At 71.0% G+C, this 18772-nt stretch carries 16 protein-coding genes; 10 read left to right on the forward strand and 6 right to left on the reverse strand.

The window, feature by feature from the left end; all coding sequences use genetic code 11:
• Positions 1–98 precede the first annotated feature (98 nt).
• On the reverse strand, positions 99–1139 hold the full coding sequence (locus tag AB0H21_RS22875; RefSeq protein ID WP_358519715.1) for an alpha/beta hydrolase: 1041 nt from the start codon (positions 1137–1139) through the stop codon (positions 99–101).
• 176 nt (positions 1140–1315) lie between these two features.
• On the opposite strand from AB0H21_RS22875, the gene AB0H21_RS22880 reads away from it, so the two are divergent.
• From AB0H21_RS22880 to AB0H21_RS22895, 4 genes are all read left to right on the forward strand, one after another.
• Positions 1316–3382 carry an ATP-dependent DNA helicase UvrD2 gene (locus AB0H21_RS22880; protein WP_358519717.1) on the forward strand — a complete coding sequence of 689 codons (2067 nt, stop codon included), beginning with the start codon at positions 1316–1318 and terminating at the stop codon, positions 3380–3382.
• Positions 3379–4251 carry an acyl-CoA thioesterase II gene (locus AB0H21_RS22885; protein ID WP_358519719.1) on the forward strand — a complete coding sequence of 291 codons (873 nt, stop codon included), beginning with the start codon at positions 3379–3381 and terminating at the stop codon, positions 4249–4251. Before AB0H21_RS22880 ends, AB0H21_RS22885 begins: the two co-directional genes overlap by 4 nt.
• A gap of 117 nt (positions 4252–4368) precedes the next feature.
• Positions 4369–4701: a hypothetical protein gene (locus AB0H21_RS22890; protein ID WP_358519721.1), complete on the forward strand. Its 333-nt coding sequence runs from the start codon at positions 4369–4371 to the stop codon at positions 4699–4701.
• A 124-nt stretch (positions 4702–4825) separates the two neighbouring features.
• Complete coding sequence (locus AB0H21_RS22895) at positions 4826–5095, forward strand: WhiB family transcriptional regulator (protein WP_358519722.1); 270 nt, start codon at positions 4826–4828, stop codon at positions 5093–5095.
• 472 nt (positions 5096–5567) lie between these two features.
• Here the strand turns inward: AB0H21_RS22895 and AB0H21_RS22900 are convergent, their stop codons facing one another.
• Positions 5568–6911: an AarF/ABC1/UbiB kinase family protein gene (locus AB0H21_RS22900; RefSeq protein WP_358519724.1), complete on the reverse strand. Its 1344-nt coding sequence runs from the start codon at positions 6909–6911 to the stop codon at positions 5568–5570.
• Complete coding sequence (locus AB0H21_RS22905; protein WP_358519726.1) at positions 6908–8050, reverse strand: ThiF family adenylyltransferase; 1143 nt, start codon at positions 8048–8050, stop codon at positions 6908–6910. Before AB0H21_RS22905 ends, AB0H21_RS22900 begins: the two co-directional genes overlap by 4 nt.
• 344 nt (positions 8051–8394) lie before the next feature.
• Between AB0H21_RS22905 and AB0H21_RS22910 the strand changes: the two genes are divergently transcribed.
• Together AB0H21_RS22910 and AB0H21_RS22915 are read left to right on the forward strand one after the other, a co-directional pair.
• Complete coding sequence (locus AB0H21_RS22910; RefSeq protein ID WP_358519729.1) at positions 8395–8910, forward strand: M48 family metallopeptidase; 516 nt, start codon at positions 8395–8397, stop codon at positions 8908–8910.
• Positions 8904–9521 carry a hypothetical protein gene (locus AB0H21_RS22915; RefSeq protein ID WP_358519732.1) on the forward strand — a complete coding sequence of 206 codons (618 nt, stop codon included), beginning with the start codon at positions 8904–8906 and terminating at the stop codon, positions 9519–9521. Before AB0H21_RS22910 ends, AB0H21_RS22915 begins: the two co-directional genes overlap by 7 nt.
• Before the next feature lie 32 nt (positions 9522–9553).
• Here AB0H21_RS22915 and AB0H21_RS22920 read toward each other — a convergent pair whose 3' ends face one another.
• From AB0H21_RS22920 to AB0H21_RS22930, 3 genes are all read right to left on the reverse strand, one after another.
• Positions 9554–10567, reverse strand: coding sequence for an endonuclease/exonuclease/phosphatase family protein (locus AB0H21_RS22920; protein ID WP_358519736.1), 1014 nt, complete (start codon positions 10565–10567; stop codon positions 9554–9556).
• A gap of 180 nt (positions 10568–10747) precedes the next feature.
• On the reverse strand, positions 10748–11311 hold the full coding sequence (locus AB0H21_RS22925; RefSeq protein WP_358519740.1) for an NUDIX domain-containing protein: 564 nt from the start codon (positions 11309–11311) through the stop codon (positions 10748–10750).
• Positions 11308–12543, reverse strand: a complete 1236-nt coding sequence (locus tag AB0H21_RS22930; protein ID WP_358519743.1) for a zinc-dependent metalloprotease — start codon at positions 12541–12543, stop codon at positions 11308–11310. Before AB0H21_RS22930 ends, AB0H21_RS22925 begins: the two co-directional genes overlap by 4 nt.
• Before the next feature lie 133 nt (positions 12544–12676).
• Between AB0H21_RS22930 and AB0H21_RS22935 the strand changes: the two genes are divergently transcribed.
• From AB0H21_RS22935 to AB0H21_RS22950, 4 genes are all read left to right on the forward strand, one after another.
• Positions 12677–13747, forward strand: a complete 1071-nt coding sequence (locus AB0H21_RS22935; protein ID WP_358519746.1) for an NAD-dependent epimerase/dehydratase family protein — start codon at positions 12677–12679, stop codon at positions 13745–13747.
• An 85-nt stretch (positions 13748–13832) separates the two neighbouring features.
• Complete coding sequence (locus AB0H21_RS22940; RefSeq protein WP_358519748.1) at positions 13833–14258, forward strand: molybdenum cofactor biosynthesis protein MoaE; 426 nt, start codon at positions 13833–13835, stop codon at positions 14256–14258.
• 155 nt (positions 14259–14413) lie between these two features.
• Positions 14414–15457: a S16 family serine protease gene (locus AB0H21_RS22945; RefSeq protein WP_358519751.1), complete on the forward strand. Its 1044-nt coding sequence runs from the start codon at positions 14414–14416 to the stop codon at positions 15455–15457.
• A gap of 287 nt (positions 15458–15744) precedes the next feature.
• Entirely contained in the window at positions 15745–18666 is a 2922-nt protein-coding gene (locus tag AB0H21_RS22950) for a UPF0182 family protein (RefSeq protein ID WP_358519753.1), read from the forward strand.
• Positions 18667–18772: the final 106 nt, after the last annotated feature.

Here is an 18772-nt window from a genome sequence, read left to right on the forward strand (position 1 = left end):
CCCGCGCCACCTCCCGCACCCGGCTCCGCCGCACGGCGTTACCTCGGCGGACGCGCGAGCGCCTTACCGCGGGCGGCGGCGGTCTAGTGCGCGGCGGTCTAGTGGGCGGCGGGCTTGCGCACCGCGACCTTGCGCAGCGACGGCAGGTCGCTCGCCGCCGCCCCCGAACGGTCCGGCATCGTCGGAGCGGGCTGCCCCAGCTTGCCGGCGATCCACTCCTGCACGCCCTCGGCCACGCCCGGCTCCCGGTAGAGCGGGCTGCTGTGGTAGTAGCCCGGCATGACCCGGATCTCCATGGGGACCCCCACCTGCGCGAGCTGCTGCTTCAGCAGTTCGCTCTGGTAGGCGGGCACGAACTCGTCCTCGGAGTGCACACTGAGCACCGGCGCGTCGTGCGCGCTCGCGTGCCAGGGCACCTCCATGCTGGACCAGACCCGCGCACAGCGGCCCGTGGGAAGGCAGCCGCCCGCGAGCGCGATGGCCGACTGGCGCAGCTTGCGCTGGTCGAAGGCGGCGCCCTCGTCCCCGTCGGAGTAGGCCGTCAGCGGCGAGACCACCGGCGAGATGCCGACGACGCCCCGCAGCCCCGGGACGCCGTCCTTGTAGGTGCCGACGGAGGTCGCGATGTGGCCGCCCGCCGAGAAGCCGACGATGACGTACCGATTGGCGTCGAAGGAGAAGTAGTCGGCGTGCTTGCGGGCCAGCGCGATGGCCGCCAGCGTGTCGCTGCGCTGGGCGGGCCAGGCGGCCTCCGAGGACAGCCGGTAGTTGAGGTTGAAGACCGTGTAGCCCATCTCGGCGTACGACTTGGTGACCGAGGTCATGTACTTCTTGTCGCCGCCGCTCCACCAGCCGCCGTGCAGGACGAACACCGCGGGCCTGCGCACGCCGTCCGGCTGCCACCACGCGTCCATGCGCTGGCTTGCCTTGGTCCCATAGGAGAAGGTGCGCTTCACGGTCAACGCGAGCGGGTCCTGCGCCGGGGGCCGGCTCTGCGAGGGGGACGGGGCGGGCGTCGCCGTGGGGCTCGGCGTGGGCGTGGGGGTCGGCGCGGTCACCGCCGCCGCCGGAGACACGGCCGCCGGCGCGAGGAGGACGGCCGCCAGAGCGAGCGCACCCACCGACACCGTTCTTCTCACTGGCCTCTTTCCCTTCCCCGAGATCATGGCCCCCCCATTCTGGGGCACATCGGTGCGGTCGCGCACGTCTGGTGCCCGTGAGAACGCTGTGTACTCACGCGGGCGGCGCGACGCGCGGGGCGCGCTGCTGGAAGGATGATGCCAGCGCCGTCCGCACCGCACACTAGGAGGCCCCCTTGGAGCGCGAGGACACCCTGGCCGGGCTCGATCCGGAGCAGCGCGAGGTGGCCGAGGCCGTGCGGGGCCCGGTGTGCGTGCTCGCCGGTGCGGGCACGGGCAAGACCCGCGCGATCACCCACCGCGTCGCGCACGCCGTCGCGACCGGCGTGGTGGACGCGCAGAGCGTACTGGCCGTGACCTTCACGACCCGGGCTGCGGGCGAGCTCAAACAGCGGCTGCGCTCCCTCGGCGTCCACGGCGTGCAGGCGCGCACGTTCCACGCGGCCGCGCTGCGCCAGCTCACGTACTTCTGGCCGCGCGTCATCGGCGGCGACCCGCCCCGCGTGATCGAGTCGAAGCTGCCGCTGCTCATCGAGGCCGCCCGGGAGCTGCGGCGCGGCACCACCGACCGCGGCGAGCTGCGCGACGTCGCCGCCGAGCTCGAATGGGCCAAGGTCACCCAGATCACCCCCGAGGACTACCCGGCCCTCGCCGCCAAGGCCGGCCGCACGCCGCCGATCCCCCCGGAGGAGGTCGCGCGCCTGTACGAGGCGTACGAGACGCTCCGGCGCGGGCGCCACCTCGTCGACTTCGAGACGATCCTGGAGCTCACCGCCGCGGTGATGACCGAGCACGACGAGGTGGCGAGCCAGATCCGCCGCCAGTACCGCTACTTCGTCGTGGACGAGTACCAGGACGTCAACCCGCTGCAGAAGCTCCTGCTGGACACCTGGCTCGGCGGGCGCGACGACGTCTGCGTGGTCGGCGACCCGAACCAGACCATCTACTCCTTCAGCGGCGCGACCCCCCGCTACCTCACCAACTTCGCCGTCGAGCACCCGTCCGCCGCGGTGATCAAGCTCGTGCGCGACTACCGCTCGACGCCGCAGGTCGTCGGCCTGGCCAACGCCGTGCTCGCCAAGGCCCGCACCCCGCACCGGCTGGAGCTGGTCGCGCAGCGTCCCGACGGCCCGAAGCCGGTCTTCGCCGAGTGCGACGACGAGGCGGCCGAGGCGGCGCTGGTGGCTCGGCGGGTCAAGGAGCTCGTCGCCGGGGGTGTACCCGCGCGCGAGATCGCGGTGCTGTACCGCGTCAACGCCCAGTCGGAGGCGTACGAGCAGGCGCTGGCGCAGGCGGGGGTGCCCTACCTGCTGCGCGGCGCCGAGCGGTTCTTCGAGCGGCCCGAGGTACGCCAGGCCGTCGTCCTGCTGCGGGGAGCGGCCCGCTCGGCCGGCGGCGACGAGCCCCTCGCCCGCACCGTCCACGACATCCTCTCCGGCATCGGCCTCACCCCCGAGGCGCCGGGGGGCGGCACCGCCCGCGAGCGCTGGGAGTCGCTGAAGGCCCTGGCCGACCTCTCCGAGGACATCGCGGCCGAGGGCGGCGACCTGCGGCGCTTCGTGGACGAGCTGGAGCGCCGGGCCACCGAGCAGCACGCGCCGCCGGTCGAGGGCGTGACGCTGGCGTCCCTGCACGCCGCGAAAGGCCTGGAGTGGGACGCCGTCTTCCTGGTCGGCCTCACCGACGGCATGCTCCCCATCGTCTACGCCGAGACCCCGGACCAGCTCGAGGAGGAACGCCGCCTTCTGTACGTCGGCGTCACGCGTGCCCGCGCGCACCTCCACCTGTCGTGGGCGCTGGCCCGGTCGCCGGGCGGGCGCAAGGCGCGGCGGCCCTCGCGTTTCCTGGACGGGCTGACCGGCCTCACCCCCGCCGCGAGCCGCCCCACCGTCTCCGTCGGGCAGCGCGCCGGCCGGTCCCGCGTCCCGGCGCCGATCCACTGCCGCGTGTGCGCCAAGACCCTCACCGCCGCCGCCGAGCAGAAGCTCGGCCGGTGCGCGACCTGTCCCGCCGACTACGACCAGGAGCTGCTGGAACGCCTCAAGGCCTGGCGTGCGTCTGTGGCGAAAGAGGCGAAGTTGCCGTCATATGTCGTGTTCACAGACGTTACGCTCCAGGCAATGGCCGAGCGGGTGCCCACCACGGAGGAAGGCCTGCTCGCGATCGCCGGCATCGGCCGCGTCAAGCTTGAGCGGTACGGCGAGGCCGTACTGGAAATCTGCCGCGGAGGGGAAGCCACGTGAACGAGGCGCTCAAGGAGGTCCTCGACCTGCTCGACCTGGAGCAGATCGAGCGGGACATCTTCCGGGGCCGCAGCCCGGAGGAGCACATACAGAGGGTCTTCGGCGGGCAGGTGGCCGCCCAGGCGCTCGTCGCGGCGGGGCGCACGGTGCCCTCCGACCGCGCGGTGCACTCCCTGCACGCGTACTTCATCCGGCCCGGCGACCCCGCCGTCCCGATCGTCTACAACGTCGAGCGCGTGCGCGACGGGCGGTCGTTCACGACGCGGCGGGTGGTCGCGATCCAGCATGGCAAGGCGATCTTCACGATGTCGGCGTCCTTCCACATCGCCGAGGAGGGCGTCTCGCACCAGGCGTCCGTGATGCCGCGCGTGCCCGAGCCCGAGACCCTGCAGCCCTTCCAGGACCGCATGCGCGACCTGGTGGGCGACGTCCAGCCGTGGCGCGACTGGCTGTCCAGGCCCCGCCCGGTCGACGCCCGGTACGCCACCCCGCTCACCTGGGAGGCCGTCGGCGACCCCTCGCTGCGCGGCTCGGAGACGCGGGTGTGGTTCCGCTATGACGCCGACCTGCCCGACGACCCGCTGCTGCACGTCGTGCTCGCCGCCTACGCCTCCGACTACACCCTCGTCGACACCGTGCTGCTCGCCCACGGCCTCGCGTGGGGCGCCTCGAACGTCACCGGCGCCTCACTCGACCACGCCATGTGGTTCCACCGCCCCCTCCGGGTGGACGATTGGGTCCTGTACGCGCAGGAGTCGCCGTGGTCCGGAGGCGCGCGCGGACTGGCCCGGGGACAGATGTTCACCCCCTCCGGAGAGCTCGCGGTCTCGGTCGTGCAGGAGTGCATGATCCGTGTCTCGAATCCGTGAAATCGCAGGTAGAAAATGTGTTGCCCGGTTCACTGATCCACGTTTAGAGTCATGCACAAGCCGGTCGGACGATCCCTGTCCGGCCCTCTTCTCACACTCGATTGGGAGGTGACCCCAGTGAAGCTGATCTCGACGACTGCCCAGCAGTGGGTCGCTTCCCTGCGCGCCGACGACGCCGTCGTTCTGGCCATGCACGGCAGGCGTTTCGCCGTTCCGTTCGCGCCCGAGGTCCTCGGCCTTGCCGCGGCGCCCGCAGCGAAACTCCGGCAGGAGAAGACTGCCCGCATCCAGGCTCAGCAGGGCATGGGCGCCTTTGCTTACCGCACTGCCGACACGGGTTCCGACCTTCCGGCTGCTTTCGGCCGCCGGGCCGGAGACCCGCAGACCACGAGCACCACCACTGGTGGGGTGCAAGGTCCGCCACCCTGGAGACAACCGGTCGGTTACTGACCGGTTGAGAGCCTCCAGGCCGCGGATCCGCACCGGGATCCGCGGCCTTCTTGTTGTCCGCCGCCGATCACCACCGATGAGGTAACCAGCCAAAAACCGATAGTCAGACAGAAAGGTGACGCTGATGGCGGTAACGACGACCATGGACCTGGTCGACGAAGCCGATATCCCGTGTCGTACCGACCCCGACCTGTGGTTCGCCGAGTCCCCTGAGGACGTCGAGTTCGCCAAGGCCCTCTGCGGGGGCTGCCCGATCCGGAAGTCCTGCCTGGACCGCGCGCTGGAGCGCGAGGAGCCGTGGGGAGTCTGGGGAGGCGAGCTGGTCCTCCGCGGGACCGTCGTTCCTCGCAAGAGGCCCCGGGGGCGTCCGCGTAAGACCCCGGTCGCAGCCTGAAACACCTCGCAAGTCCATCCGAACCATTCAAACCGAAAGGGAACAGTCTGATGAATGCCACTCGAATCTGGGGCGCCGAGATGCCGTATATGTATGAAGAACTGGTGTTTGACCGAATACGAACGCTCCACCAGGAGGCGGAGAACCAACGGCTCGCCAGCCGGGTTCAGCGCCTCCGCCGGGCCCGTGAGCGGGCCGAGCGCGCGTCCACGCGGTTGCACCAGGTCCTTGCCCGCATGGCGTGACCCTCCGGCAGGGTAGCGCGGCCGAGCAGAGCCGCCATCCCCGCCGGGGGTGCACCACCTCCCCTTGTCCGCAGTGATCACATCGGAAGGGGCGATCCGGCCATCCGGATCGCCCCTTCGGCATTTCCCGGACCGTTCACCTCCCGGCGACGACGGGATCCGAAAGAGGTGATGAGGCGGCCCTGGAGGTGGTCAGGCCAGAGTTCAGGTGGTGGTGAGGGTGGGGCTCAGGAGGCGGCCAGGGCCGTCGGCCGGTCGCCCGGGCCCTCGTCGGCGAAGCCCGGGACCCAGCGGACGGCCTCGTCCCGGAAACGCGCCATGGTGCCGAGCTGGCACAGCACGCCGACGCCCGCCGCGTGCACCCGGTGGATCAGCACATAGGACGGCGGGAGGTTGAGCTGGCGCACGACGTTGTTCGGGCGCAGGTCGGTCACGGTGGCCATCTGCCGCTGGAGCCACTCGCGGCTGAAGGTGAATTCCTCCACCGAAGTCGGCTCGACGTACGGGGCGAGGAACGCGCGCAGCGCCTCCTCGTCGACCTCGATGTGCGGCCGGATGAACCCTTCGTCGCGCAGGCCCTGAACGACGGTCCTCATGTCCCCCTTGTTGAAGATGCGCGTCAGCGTGCCGAACACCTCGGGGTAGCCGTCCGGCATGCGGTTGACGGCGCCGAAGTCGAGCACGCCGAGGCGGCCGTCGGGCAGCACCCGGAAGTTGCCCGGGTGCGGATCGGCGTGCAGCATCCCCGCGCGGGCAGGGGAGCTGAACAGGAAGCGCACGAACAGCAGCCCTGCGCGGTCGCGCTGCTCCTTGGTGCCGTCCTTGATGATGCGGGACAGCGGGGTGCCGTCCATCCACTCCGTCACGAGGATCTGCTCGTTGGCGGCGACGACGTCCGGCACGAGGAAGTCGGGGTCGCCGTGGTAGGCGGTGGCGAACGCGTGCTGGGCCTCGGCCTCGCGCAGGTAGTCGAGCTCCTCGGCGACGCGTGCGCGCAACTCGCCGAGCATGGCCTTGATGTCCAGCCCCGGCAACAGGGCGCCGAACAGCTTGCCCAGGCGGGCGAGCTGGTTGAAGTCCGACAGCAGCGCCTTGCCCGCCCCCGGATACTGGATCTTGACGGCCACCTGCCGCCCGTCATGCCAGACGGCCCGGTGCACCTGGCCGATCGACGCGGCGGCGGCGGGTGTGTCGTCGAACTCGGCGAAGTGCTCGCGCCAGCCGTCGCCGAGCTGCTCGGTGAGGACGGCGTGGACGGCCGAGACCGGCAGCGGCGGCGCCGCGTCCTGCAGTTTGGTCAGCGTCGCGCGGTAGGGACCGGCGATCTCCGGCGGGAGCGCCGCCTCGAAGATCGAGAGAGCCTGGCCGAGCTTCATCGCGCCGCCCTTGAGCTCCCCGAGGACCCGGAAGATCTGCTCGGAGGTGCGCTGCTGGATCTCCTGGGCGACGATCTCGGCGGATTTCCCGCCGATGCGTTTGCCCAGCCCGAGGGCGGTGCGGCCGGCGAACCCCAAAGGGAGCGTCGCCAGCTTGGCGGAACGCGTCACGGCATGTTGGGGGAACTCACTCACGCGACCATTGTTAACGGACTCAAGTCGTTTCGACTACAACGACATTGCGGGTGAGTGCTCCAGCTCCGTTTTTTCCAACGCAGATCAGGCAATACGTCGACTGTGCTGTTCGTCACATCGGCCTCCAGTCCGTCGACAGAACCCACCGCGTACCCCGTCGCCTGGGCCGCGACCAGCGTTGACAGCACGGTGTCGCACGCGATCTCACCCGCCGGGAAACCGCCCAGACCGGCTCCGACCACGGGCCACGCCGGGTCGCGGTCGCGGCGGATCAGGTCGAGACAGCACAGGCATGGAGTGCGCCCCGGGATCACCAGCGGGCCCACCGAGCCGACCCCCTCGCCGGCGCTCACCAGCAGATGGGGGATGCCCAGCGACACCAGCTCACGCGGCAGCAGGCCGTCGAGCGGGCCGACCGGCGCCAGCACGACCAGGTCGGGCCGCCGGGCGCCGTCGGACAGCTGAGAGGCCGTCCGGCCCGTCCAGGCGTTGACGCTCGGCGCCACCCGGCGGGCGGCCGCCACGGCGGCGTCCTGCCGGGTCTGCCCGACCTCCGCGAAGGACAGGCCGCCGGGGACGACGTCCGCCGGTCGCGCCGGGCCCGGGTCGACCACACACAGGTGGCCGATGCCGGACGCGGCGAGCAGGACGATGATCTGGGCCCCGACGCGCCCCGCGCCGTACACCCGGATGTGCGCCCGGCGGCGGCGTTCGAGCGCGGTCAGCCCGCCGTCGCCGGCGTCGGCCGTGGACAGCGAGAGGGCGTCGAGATCAGGGCCCAGCCTGTCGCGTTCGGCGGTGGTCAGGCCGCGCAGCGACTCGGGCCGCGCGGAGGCGTCGTCGAGCAGGCCGCGCTCGTCGAGCAGGCGCACCATCGCGCGGACGGTGGGCTCGTCGAGACCGCCGCGCGCGATCAGCTCGTCGAGCGTGCGGGTGCCGTCGAGGCTCTCGACGAAGTCGCGCATGCGGGGGTCGAGGTCGGCGAGCACCACCGCGCGCAGCGGGTTGACGCCGAGTTGCAACGTGCGGTCGTCGCGGTCGAGGCGGCGCAGCGCCGGCTTGAGCCGGGGCCGGACGGGCTCGCGGACCGGCCGCCGGGGGGAGGGGGAGGACGCGCTGGGGGCATGGGAGGAGGTCACGAACGCGAAGCCTGGCACACCGCCGCGGCCGCCGGGCGGGATCGCGTCCGCCTGTGGATAACCTCGCGGCACATAGCCCCCCAACTGCACAGATGGCACACGAACCGCCCTAACTCTTGTGGATAACGCAACGCTCTGAGCGAACGGGGACCGTCCTGCCCGCCCCCGAGGCCGCGACGCGAGGGGGTTGATGTGGCGAAGGTGACACCACCGTGCCGAGTATCACGAACAGATGTTGCACATGTGACATCCGTGATTCCTGAACATTAAGCGAACGCGGATTGACCAGGGAAAACGTGATTCACCCCCTGTGGAATCGCAGCGCTCTCGGCTACCGTGCATATGTGCCCCCCGAGACAGTCGAGGTCCGCCGGAGTGCACGACGACGGCGAACCGTTTCCGCATATCGCGATGGCGACAAGACCATCGTGCTTCTGCCTGCCGGTCTGAGCAGCACGGATGAAGAGCAATGGGTGCGCCGGATGCTCGACCGGCTCGCCGCCAAAGAGCAGCGCAGGCGCCCGAGCGACGACGACCTGCTCGAACGGGCCCGTGAGCTCGCCATTCGCTACCTGGACGCGAAGGCTTTACCGGCCAGTGTGCGCTGGGCCGAGAACCAACGGCACCGATGGGGTTCGTGTACTCCCGATCATGGCACGATCCGTCTCTCGACGCGACTCCGGGGTATGCCGGCGTGGGTGGTCGATTATGTGATCATGCATGAGCTGGTGCACCTGATCGTCCCGAGCCACGGCCCGCGCTTCTGGGCGCTGGTCGAGCGCTACCCGAAGGCCGAGCGGGCACGCGGCTTCCTGGAAGGCTTCTCCATGGCCGCCAACGGGGCAGCGGAGGAATGTTGAGGCTCGCTGCCGTCCTGGTCACGCCGCGGATGGGCGAGGGGGCGCCCCCCGGGGTCGACGCCGGGGAGTTCTCGCTCGCCCTCGCCGAGGACACCTACGAGGTCGTCGCCGGGCTCGAACTCGTCCAGCCGGTGATCCTCGCCGCGGGCGTCGACGACGCGGAGGGTCTGCGCCATCTGGAGGACCTGGAGGACATCGCCTGGCCGGGCACCAAGGTGATGTCCGTCCCCGACCTCGCCGGAGCCTTCGCCGCGCTTCAGCCCTACGGCGAGGAGGCCGTCGTGATCAGCGCCGACGCGCCCGACCTGCCCCCGCTGCTCATCGGCAAGCTGTTCCGCGAGCTGGGCCGCGCCCCGCTCGCCGTCTGCCCGGCCGAGGGCGGCGGCGCCGTGGCCATCGCCGCCCGGCTGCCGTACCCCGAATGGGCGTCCGCGGGCCTGGACGATCCGGACGTGGTGGCCCGCCTGCGCGCCCAGGCCCCCGGGCGCCGCATGGTCGCCACCGGCCCCGGCTGGCACCGCCTGCGCGTCCCCGGCGACCTGGCCAGGCTCGACCCCGGCCTCGAAGGCTGGGAGAACACCCGCGCCCTGCTCAGCGGCCAACGGCTCTGAGCCGCAGCCCCGACGGTTCGGCCAAGGACGAGTCAGTGGGGAGCGGGCAGCGACAGTTCGGCGAGCACGGCCCGGTGGTCGGTGCCCGGCACGTCGTACACGCGGTAGGTCCGAATGCCGACCCGCCGGTCGGCGAGCACGTGGTCGATCGTGATCAGCGGCGGGAGGCGCCTGTTGGCCGGCCACGTCGGCGTCAGCCCGCCGCCCGTCGCGTCGCCCGCGTCCCGGTACCCTCGCGCGACCAGCTTGCGCATCTCGGCGTGGTCGAGGCTCGCGTTGAAGTCCCCGGCCAGGATGCGGAACGGCCCGGCCGCCGGGCCCGGCGGCAGCGCCCTCAGCCCCTCCGTCCACTGCGTCACCTGACGCCCCAGCGGCGGCAGGGTGTGCACGTCCACGATCTCCAGCGTCGGCCCTCCGGGCAGGCTCAGCCGTGCCGCCGGCATGTTGTGCCCGATGACCTGGAACAACCCGTCGAGCCTGGTGAGCGGATGAGGCGAGAAGATGCCGCTGCCCGCCGCGCTCCATTCGTCCTCCAGCACGCGGAACGGCATCAGCGCCTTCAGTCCGGCCGCGTCCAGCTCGGCGACGGCCTCCGGGGTCAGCTCCTGGGTGTTGAGCACGTCGGGACGGTGGCGGCGTACCAGGTCGACCACGGTGGCGGCGTCGCCGTGCCCGAAGAAGAGGTTCACCGTCAGCACCGTGAAGGGCCGCCCGGGCGCGGAGGAGGAGTCCCCGAACGCCCGGGGCAGGACGCCGAGGCCGAGCGCGGCGCTCGTCGCGATCGCCACCGCCGTCACCGCCCTGCGCCTGGAAAGCAGCGAGAGCAGGAGCGGTAGCAGCGAGCCGGCCGCCGCGTACGGGGTGGCCGTCATGATCTGCGCGGGGAACGATCCGCGCTCCAGCCCGGCCATGCGCCACACCGCCCAGGCGGCGAACGGTGTCACCGCCGCCCAGGCCAGCGCGCCGGGCACGCGCCTGCGGAGCCATCGCCCGCGGGACGGGGTGACGATGACGCCACCCACCGGTGTCTCGGTCGTGGTGTCCACCAATCCCCCGGGAATCGCCTCGATGCCTTCGGACCCTGTCCAGGACCCGGCCCGAGCCCTATGCGGCGACCCTATCCAGCGGACGTATGAATCGCGTGAAGACGCCACCGCGACATGAGAACGGTTTCCTCCGGCCCCGCCGCGTGGACCGCAGGGACGTCCGGGGACCCGGGGGCGGGCTCAAGAGGGCCCGGTGAGCAGCCGGTCGACCAGCAACGCGCGCGCCCGCCGGGCCAGCCGCCGGGTCGCCTCGTCGGTCGGCTCGGGGATGTCGTCCACCGGGACCCACCGCATGTCCAGCGACTCCTGACTGATCACGAACTCGGCCCCGGGCGGCGCGACGGCCCCGTACTCGATGTCCAGGTGCCAGCTGTGCGGAGGGTGGCACCACACGCGGTGGCGGTCCAGCGCCAGCGGTCCCGGCAGCAGCCTCAGCCCCGGGATGCCGGACTCCTCGACGGCCTCCCGCAGCGCGGCGCCCTCCAGCGAGGCGTCCGACACCTCGCAGTGCCCGCCCATCGGCAGCCACATCCCGGCCTTCGGGTGCAACGTCAGCAGCACGCGGGCGCCGTCGTGTGACAGCACCGCCGTGGTCGCCGTGAGGTGCCCCGGCGCGCACGAACGCCACATCGCGTCCTCGTGCGCGTCGACGTGCTCCAGGAACTCCTTCCTGAGCACCTCCTCTCCGGGCGTGGGCGCGGTCCATCGCGCCAGCGCGGCCCGCGCGTCCTCGCGTAGCGTCATTCCTCGCCGGGCGCCTTGGGCCCGGGCTCGCCGTCGTCCGGCTTGGGCTCCTCGAAGTCCGACAGGTCGAACTTCGTCTCGCCCCTGACGAACGCCTGCGGGTCGTCGAGATCGTCGGCCGTCGGCATCAGGTCGGGGTGGGCCCACACCGCGTCGCGGCCCTCCACCCCGCGCTCGGCGGCGATGGCCTGCCAGAGCGCGGCGGCCTCCCGCAGCCTGCGCGGGCGCAGCTCCAGCCCGACCAGGGTGGCGAAGGTGCGCTCGGCGGGGCCTCCGGTCGCGCGGCGTCGGCGCATCGTCTCCGACAGGGCGGCCACGGACGGCAGCTTGCCCTCGGCGGCGGCGTCCGTCACCGTGCCGACCCAGCCCTCCACCAGGGCCAGCAGGGTCTCCAGACGCGACAGCGCGGCCTTCTGCCGTTCGGTCTCCTCGGGCTTGAGCAGCGCGCCCCCGCTCAGCGCCTCCTGGATCTGCTCCAGGTTGTTCATGTCCAGCCCGCGGACCTGCTCCTCCAGGGCGGAGGTGTCCACGGTGATGCCCTTGGCGTACTCTTCGACGGCGCCGAAGAGCTGGGTGCGCAGCCACGGGACGTGCTGGAACAGCCGGTGGTGCGCCGCCTCCCGCAGCGCCAGGTAGAGACGGATCTCCTCCGCGGGGATCTCCAGCCCGTGGCTGAACGCGGAGATGCCGCCCGGCAGCAGCGCGGCGGTGTCCGACAGCGGCAGCCCGATGTCGGAGGACCCGATCACCTCGGGCGCGAGCGCGCCGAGAGCCTGGCCCATCTGGCTGCCGACCATCATGCCGCCCATCTGGCGCATCATGCCCATCAGCGGGCCGAGCTGGGCCGCCATCGCCTGCGCCTCGGCACCCCCGCCGAGGCCGCCGAGGGTGCCTCCCATGGTCTCGACCATGCGGGCCGCGATCGGGTCGCAGAGCCGCTTCCAGACCGGCACGGTCTTCTCGATCCACTCCGAGCGGCTCCACGCCTCGGGCGAGGTCAGGCCGCTCGGCAGCTCGGTCACCTCGTTCAGCCAGAGGTCGGCCAGGCGCAGCGCCTCGACGATCTGGCGCCGCTCGCCTTCCATCACGCTCGGATCGCCTTCCGCCACCACCGCGTGCCGGGCGATGTTCTTCGCCATCTCCCAGTTGACGGGCCCCGAGCCCTGTGGGGCGGAGAGCATGTCGGCGAACTGCCGCATGGCAGCCGCCATCTGCTCCGGGTCTCCGAACATCGCGAAGGGATTCTCATTGGGGTCGTTTTCGCGACCTGGCAGGTCAGTCACCGCTCTACCTCGTGCAGGATGGAGGAGTCCACATCCGCCACGTTATCCGTCGCAGGGCGGATCAGTGCAAAGTGAGGACCTCGTGCCTACCTCGAAACGCCTACGACCCCCGGTCGTCGCCGTCACCGGCGCGGCCGCAGGACTGGGCAGGGAGTTCCTCTCCCGGGTCGCCTCGTCTGCGGATTTCCGCCGCGTGGTGGCGATTGACGACCAGCGGGGCGACGTCCCGGACGTCACGTGGCGGGTGCTCGACGTCCGCGATCCGCTCTTGGCGAACCGCATCTCGGACGTCGACGTCCTGGTGCATCTCGCCACCGACTACGGCCTCGACTCCGACGCGGGCGAGCGCCGCGCGTACAACCTCCGGGCCGCCCAGACGGTGCTGACCGCCTCGGCCGCCGCGCGTGTCCGCCGGGTCGTCCTCGTGACGAGCGCGATGGTGTACGGCGCCGCGCCGGACAACCCCGTCCCGCTGCCCGAGGACGCCCCGGTCGCCGCCGAACCGGACTCGGGCGTCGTCGGCGACCACCTGGAGATCGAGGCGCTCGTACGGCGCTGCCTGCGCAGCCACCCCGGCCTGGAGGTCACCGTCCTGCGGCCCGCCGCCGTGGTGGGGCCGGGCGTCGACACCGTGGTCACCCGCCACTTCGAGGCGCCGCGCCTGCTCACCGTGAAGGGGTCGGCGCCCCGCTGGCAGTTCTGCCACGTGGACGATCTGGTCTCGGCGCTGGAACTGGCCGCGCTCGGCCAGGTCACGGGCGTGGTGACCGTCGGCAGCGACGGGTGGCTGGAAATGGAGCAGGTCGAGGAGCTGTCCGGCCTGCGGCGTTTCGAGCTGCCCGCCGGGCTGACCTTCGGCACCGCCCAGCGCCTGCACCGCCTCGGTATCACCCCCGCGCCCGCGACCGACCTGCACTACGTCGTCTACCCGTGGGTGGTCGACTGCGCCTCGCTGCGCGCCGCGGGCTGGAAGCCGGCCTGGACCAACGAGGCGGCCCTGCACCAGCTCCTGGAGCTGAGCGAGGGCAGGCACGCGGTCGTCGGGCGGCGCCTGTCCGGCAAGGAGGCCACGATCACCGCCGCCGGTGCCACCGTCGCCGTGATCGGCACCGCCGCCATCGTCGCCGGTGTCCGCCGCAAGCGTCGCTCCTGAGCCTTCACGTGAGCCACGTCCGCCCCGCGCGGGCCGGTGTAGCAAGATCATCGGCCGCCGCGGGGCTCCGGGGTAGGCTCGTCGCGTGAAGGTCATCCGGTTACTGGGCATACGTGAGACACCGCTGTCCGTGGACGAGGTGCTGGCCGCCGTGGGCGACCACACCGCGGGCGGCACGACGCTGTTCGTGGGCACCGTGCGCGACCACGACCACGGCAGGCCCGTCAGCCTGCTGTCCTACTCCGCGCACCCCACCGCCGAGGACGCGATGCGCCGCGTCGCCGAAAAGGTCGCCGCCGACCACTCGCTGACGGCGCTCGCCGTCGTCCACAGGGTGGGCGAGCTCCGGCTCGGCGACATCGCGGTGATCGCCGCCGTGGCGGCCCCTCATCGGGGCGAGGCGTTCGAGGCCTCGCGCCGCCTCATCGACGACATCAAGTCCGAGGTCCCGATCTGGAAGCACCAGGTGTTCGCCGACGGCTCGGCCGAGTGGGTCGGGTCATGCGACTGACCTGCGCGTCCGCCCGAACCGCCGGCAAAGGGCCGGGACCGGCGCCGCGTCCGGCCGTTTCGGCCCGCCCGCGGCGTCCCGAAGCCTGCGATGACCTGGATGTCCTATGTGTGTCCGCGTAAGCGCGGTCGTGGCGAGCGCATAGAGTTTCCACCATGTCCCGACGAGGTCTGACGTTGACGGTGGCGGGTGTGCTCACGCTGCTGCTGGGCGGCGCGGGGGCGCTGTTGCCCGTGCCCTACGTCGCGCTGAGCCCCGGCCCCACCGAGAACACCCTCGGAGACGTCAAGGGCAAACCCGTCATCACGATCACGGGACACCAGACCTACCCGACCTCCGGCAAGCTCAGCCTGGTGACCGTCGCCTACCAGGGCGGCCCCGGCGCGCGCATCGACCTGCTCACCGCCCTGCGCGGCTGGATGGACCCGAACATCGCGGTCGTGCCCGAAGAGACGATCTTCCCCAAGACCGTGTCGGTGAAAGAGGTCGAGCAGCAGAACACCCAGGAGATGAGCAGCTCCCAGCAGGACGCCACCGCCGCCGCGCTCAACGAGCTCAAGATCCCCATCAAGGTCATCGTCGCCGTAGGCTCCACCCAGAAGGGCAAGCCCGCCGAGGGCAAGCTCCTGCCGGGCGACGAGATCGCCACGGTGGACGGCGCGCCCGTCCGCACCATCGACGATGTCTCGGCGGGGGTCCACAAGCACAAGGTCGGCCAGGAGGTCGAGTTCGGCGTCGTCCGGGGCGGTAAGCCCATGAAGGTCCGGGTGGGCACGGTCGCCGGCAAGGACGGCCCCATCGTCGGCATGATCATGGGGACGCAGTTCAAGTTCCCGTTCACCGTCAACGTCAACGTGGGCGACGTCGGCGGCCCCAGCGCCGGCCTGATGTTCTCGCTCGGCATCTACGACAAGCTCACCCCCGGCGAGCTCACCGGGGGCAAGTCGATCGCGGGCACCGGCACGATCACCCCGGACGGCAAGGTCGGCCCCATCGGCGGCATCCAGCAGAAAATGATCGGCGCGCGCGACGCCGGGGCCACGATCTTCCTCACCCCCGCGGACAATTGCGGCGACGCCATCCAGTCCGTCCCGAAAGGGCTGCGCCTCGTGAAGGTGAGCACCATGCACGAGGCCGTCCAGGCGATCAACGCGTTGCGCACGGGTTCGGGACAAGTGCCGGGCTGCCCGGTCCGTTGAGCCCGTCTCACCGATCGCTCCCGACCCGGCCGCGCGCGGGGAACCCGCCGCGCCGCCGGGGCGTTGGGCCACATGTACGCGCGCGTCGCATCCGGTGTGCGCGCGCGTGCACCAAGGCTTTTCCGGGCTCCCACCGGCCATGGCCGGGCCGCTTGCCGTGGCCAGGCCGTGCTCAGGGCTCGGAGCGTGACCACGCCGCTACCGGTGTAGGTTGCCAGACACGGACCGTTACTCGTGAAACCTAGGGGTGGGCCTTGACCTTCCGGAACCCCGGCGCGGGTCGGGCGATGCGATTGCCCCGCCGGCCGCGGCTTCTCATTCCGGTCGCGATCACCTTGATCGCGATCGTCATCTTGTTCTTCGTCTTCGCCGGCTTCTTCACCGACTGGCTGTGGTTCGACTCCGTCGGGTACACCTCGGTCTTCTCCACGATGGTCGTCACGCAGCTCCTGCTGTTCCTGATCGGCGCGCTGCTGATGACCGGCATCGTCGGCGGCAACATGATCATCGCCTACCGATCCCGTCCGCTGTTCGGCATGGGCATGTTCGGCGGCGGCCAGACCCAGGGCGCCGACCGCTACCGCGCCGCGCTCGACCCCCACCGCAAGCTGATCTTCATCGCGGGCATGGCGGTCCTCGCCCTGTTCACCGGCTCCTCGACGGCCGGGCAGTGGCGCACGTGGCTGCTCTTCCTGAACGGGACGCCGTTCCACGTGATCGACCCCGAGTTCAAGTACGACGTCTCGTTCTTCATGTTCACCTACCCGTTCATCCGGGTGGTGCTGAACTTCCTGTTCACCGCGGTGATCATCTCGATCATCGTCGCGGCGATCGTCCACTACCTGTACGGCGGCTTCCGCCTGCAGTCGCCCGGCCTGCACGCCGCCCGCGCCGCCCGCGTTCACCTGTCGGTCCTCGTCGGCCTGTTCGTGCTGCTCAAGGCCGTGGCCTACTGGGTCGACCGCTTCGGGCTGGTGTTCTCCGACCGGGGCAAGACCTTCGGAGCCTCCTACACCGACGTCAACGCCGTCCTCCCCGCCAAGACCATCCTGGCGATCATCGCGCTGATCTGCGCCGCGCTCTTCTTCGCGGGCATCTTCAGGCCGGGCGGCATGCTCCCCGGGGTGGGCTTCGGCCTGCTCGTGCTCTCGGCCGTCCTGGTCGGCGGCGTCTACCCGGCGCTGGTCGAGCAGTTCCAGGTCAAGCCCAACCAGCAGAGCAAAGAGAACGAGTACATCGACCGCAACATCAAGGCCACGAGAGACGCCTACGGCGTCGCGTCCGCCGAGGTGACCCCCTACAGCGCCAAGACCCAGGGCACCCAGCAGGAGCTGCAGAGCGAGGTCGCCACGATCCCCGGCGTGCGCCTGCTCGACCCCACGGTCCTGGCGCCCACCTTCGAGCAGCTCCAGCAGATCAAGGGCTACTACCAGTTCCCCGAGCAGCTCGACGTCGACCGCTACACCATCGACGGCGTGTCCCGCGACACGGTCGTCGCGGTGCGCGAGATCGGCAGCGCCCCGGACGGCAACTGGATCAACAACCACCTCGTCTACACCCACGGCTTCGGGTTCGTCGCCGGCCAGGGCAGCAAGATCGACTCCCAGGGCAAGCCGGACTTCATGGTCAAGGACATCCCGCCCACCAACGGCCTCGGCCCGTTCGAGCCGCGCATCTACTTCGGCGAGCACTCTCCCGAGTACTCGATCGTCGGCGGCGACAAGAAGATCGAGCTCGACTTCCCCGAGCAGAGCACCAACGGGCAGGGCAGCGGCCAGGAGAACACCACCTACACCGGCAAGGGCGGCGTCCCGATCGGCAACTTCTTCACCCGCCTGCTCTACGCCGGCAAGTACAGCGAGACCAACCTGCTGTTGTCCTCGGACATCAACAGCAAGTCCCGCATCCTGTACAACCGCGAGCCGCGCCAGCGCGTCCAGCAGGTCGCCCCGTTCCTCACGCTCGACGGCGACCCGTACCCCGCGATCGTCAACAAGCACATCGTGTGGATCGTCGACGGCTACACCATGTCGGAGGACTACCCGTACTCCGAGCGGCGCAGCTTCGGCGAGATGACCCGCGACACCTCCACCGACCGGCTCCTGACGGCGCAGCAGCCCCGCGACCACATCAACTACATCCGCAACTCGGTCAAGGCGACCGTGGACGCCTACGACGGCACCGTCTCGCTGTACGCCTGGGACGACAAGGACCCGCTGCTGCAGACGTGGCAGAAGGCCTTCCCGGGCGTCATCAAGGCGAAGTCGGAGATCAAGCCCGAGCTCATGGAGCACCTGCGCTACCCCGAAGACCTGTTCAAGGTGCAGCGCGACATCCTCGGCAACTACCACGTCACCGACGCCAACGCGTTCTACGGCCAGCAGGACTTCTGGAAGGTGCCGGAAGACCCGGCGAGCTCCAAGACCAAGCAGCCGCCGTACTACGTGACGATGAAGATGCCGAACGAGACGAACCCGCGCTTCTCGCTCACGACCACGATGGTGCCGAACAAACGCGACAACCTGGCGGCATTCATGTCGGTGGACGCGACGGGCGCCGCGGGCACGAAGATCCAGATTCTGCAACTCCCGAGCGACACCACGATCCCGGGTCCCAAACAGGCGCAGAACGTCTTCGACACGAAGGCCGCCAACGTCCTCAACGAGCTGCGGATCGGCGGCACCACCGAAACGATCAACGGCAACCTGCTGACGCTGCCGTTCGGCGGCGGCCTGCTGTACGTCCAGCCGGTGTACGTCCAGCCGAAGGTCCAGAACTCCGCGCGGTACCCGACGCTGTCCCGCGTGCTCGTCATGTTCGGCTCCGACGTCGGCATCGGATTCACGCTGAAGGACGCGCTGGACCAAGTGTTCGGGCAGGGGACGCAGCCCCCCGCCAACCCGACCACGCCGCTCACGCCCGACCAGCCGTCCACCGGGGCCACCACCGACCTCACGAAGGCCTACGACGACGCCCAGAAGGCCTACGACGACGGCCAGACGGCGATCAAGAACGGCGACTTCGCGGCCTACGGCGCGGCCCAGAAGCGGCTGGAGCAGGCGCTGAAGGACCTGCAGGCCGCGCTGGGCAAGCAGCAGAAGCCCGGCCCGTCCCCGTCCGCCACGCCGTCGCCGACGCCCACCCCGGCGTCGTCCGCCGCCGCGGCGAACGGCGCGACGCCCACGCCGACACCGACGCCCGGCTCATAGCCCTGGCGCGGGGCCGGCGGCACGCCCACCGGCCCCGCAGCCCATGGGACGCGGGCCGTCGCGATTTGCCAGTGCTCTTCCCGGCCGATAGTCTCTGTTGTGCAAG

Source organism: Sphaerisporangium sp. NPDC051011 (assembly GCF_040653595.1).
In the GTDB taxonomy this organism is placed as follows: domain Bacteria; phylum Actinomycetota; class Actinomycetes; order Streptosporangiales; family Streptosporangiaceae; genus Sphaerisporangium.

What these genes read in the sequence shown, in the direction of transcription:
- AB0H21_RS22895 (WP_358519722.1), top strand. Translation starts at nt 4,826, where the DNA reads ATGGCGGTAACGACGACCATGGACCTGGTCGACGAAGCCGATATCCCG.
- AB0H21_RS22915 (WP_358519732.1), top strand. Translation starts at nt 8,904, where the DNA reads ATGTTGAGGCTCGCTGCCGTCCTGGTCACGCCGCGGATGGGCGAGGGG.
- AB0H21_RS22945 (WP_358519751.1), top strand. Translation starts at nt 14,414, where the DNA reads ATGTCCCGACGAGGTCTGACGTTGACGGTGGCGGGTGTGCTCACGCTG.
- AB0H21_RS22925 (WP_358519740.1), bottom strand. Translation starts at nt 11,311, where the DNA reads ATGACGCTACGCGAGGACGCGCGGGCCGCGCTGGCGCGATGGACCGCG.
- AB0H21_RS22930 (WP_358519743.1), bottom strand. Translation starts at nt 12,543, where the DNA reads ATGTTCGGAGACCCGGAGCAGATGGCGGCTGCCATGCGGCAGTTCGCC.
- AB0H21_RS22950 (WP_358519753.1), top strand. Translation starts at nt 15,745, where the DNA reads ATGCGATTGCCCCGCCGGCCGCGGCTTCTCATTCCGGTCGCGATCACC.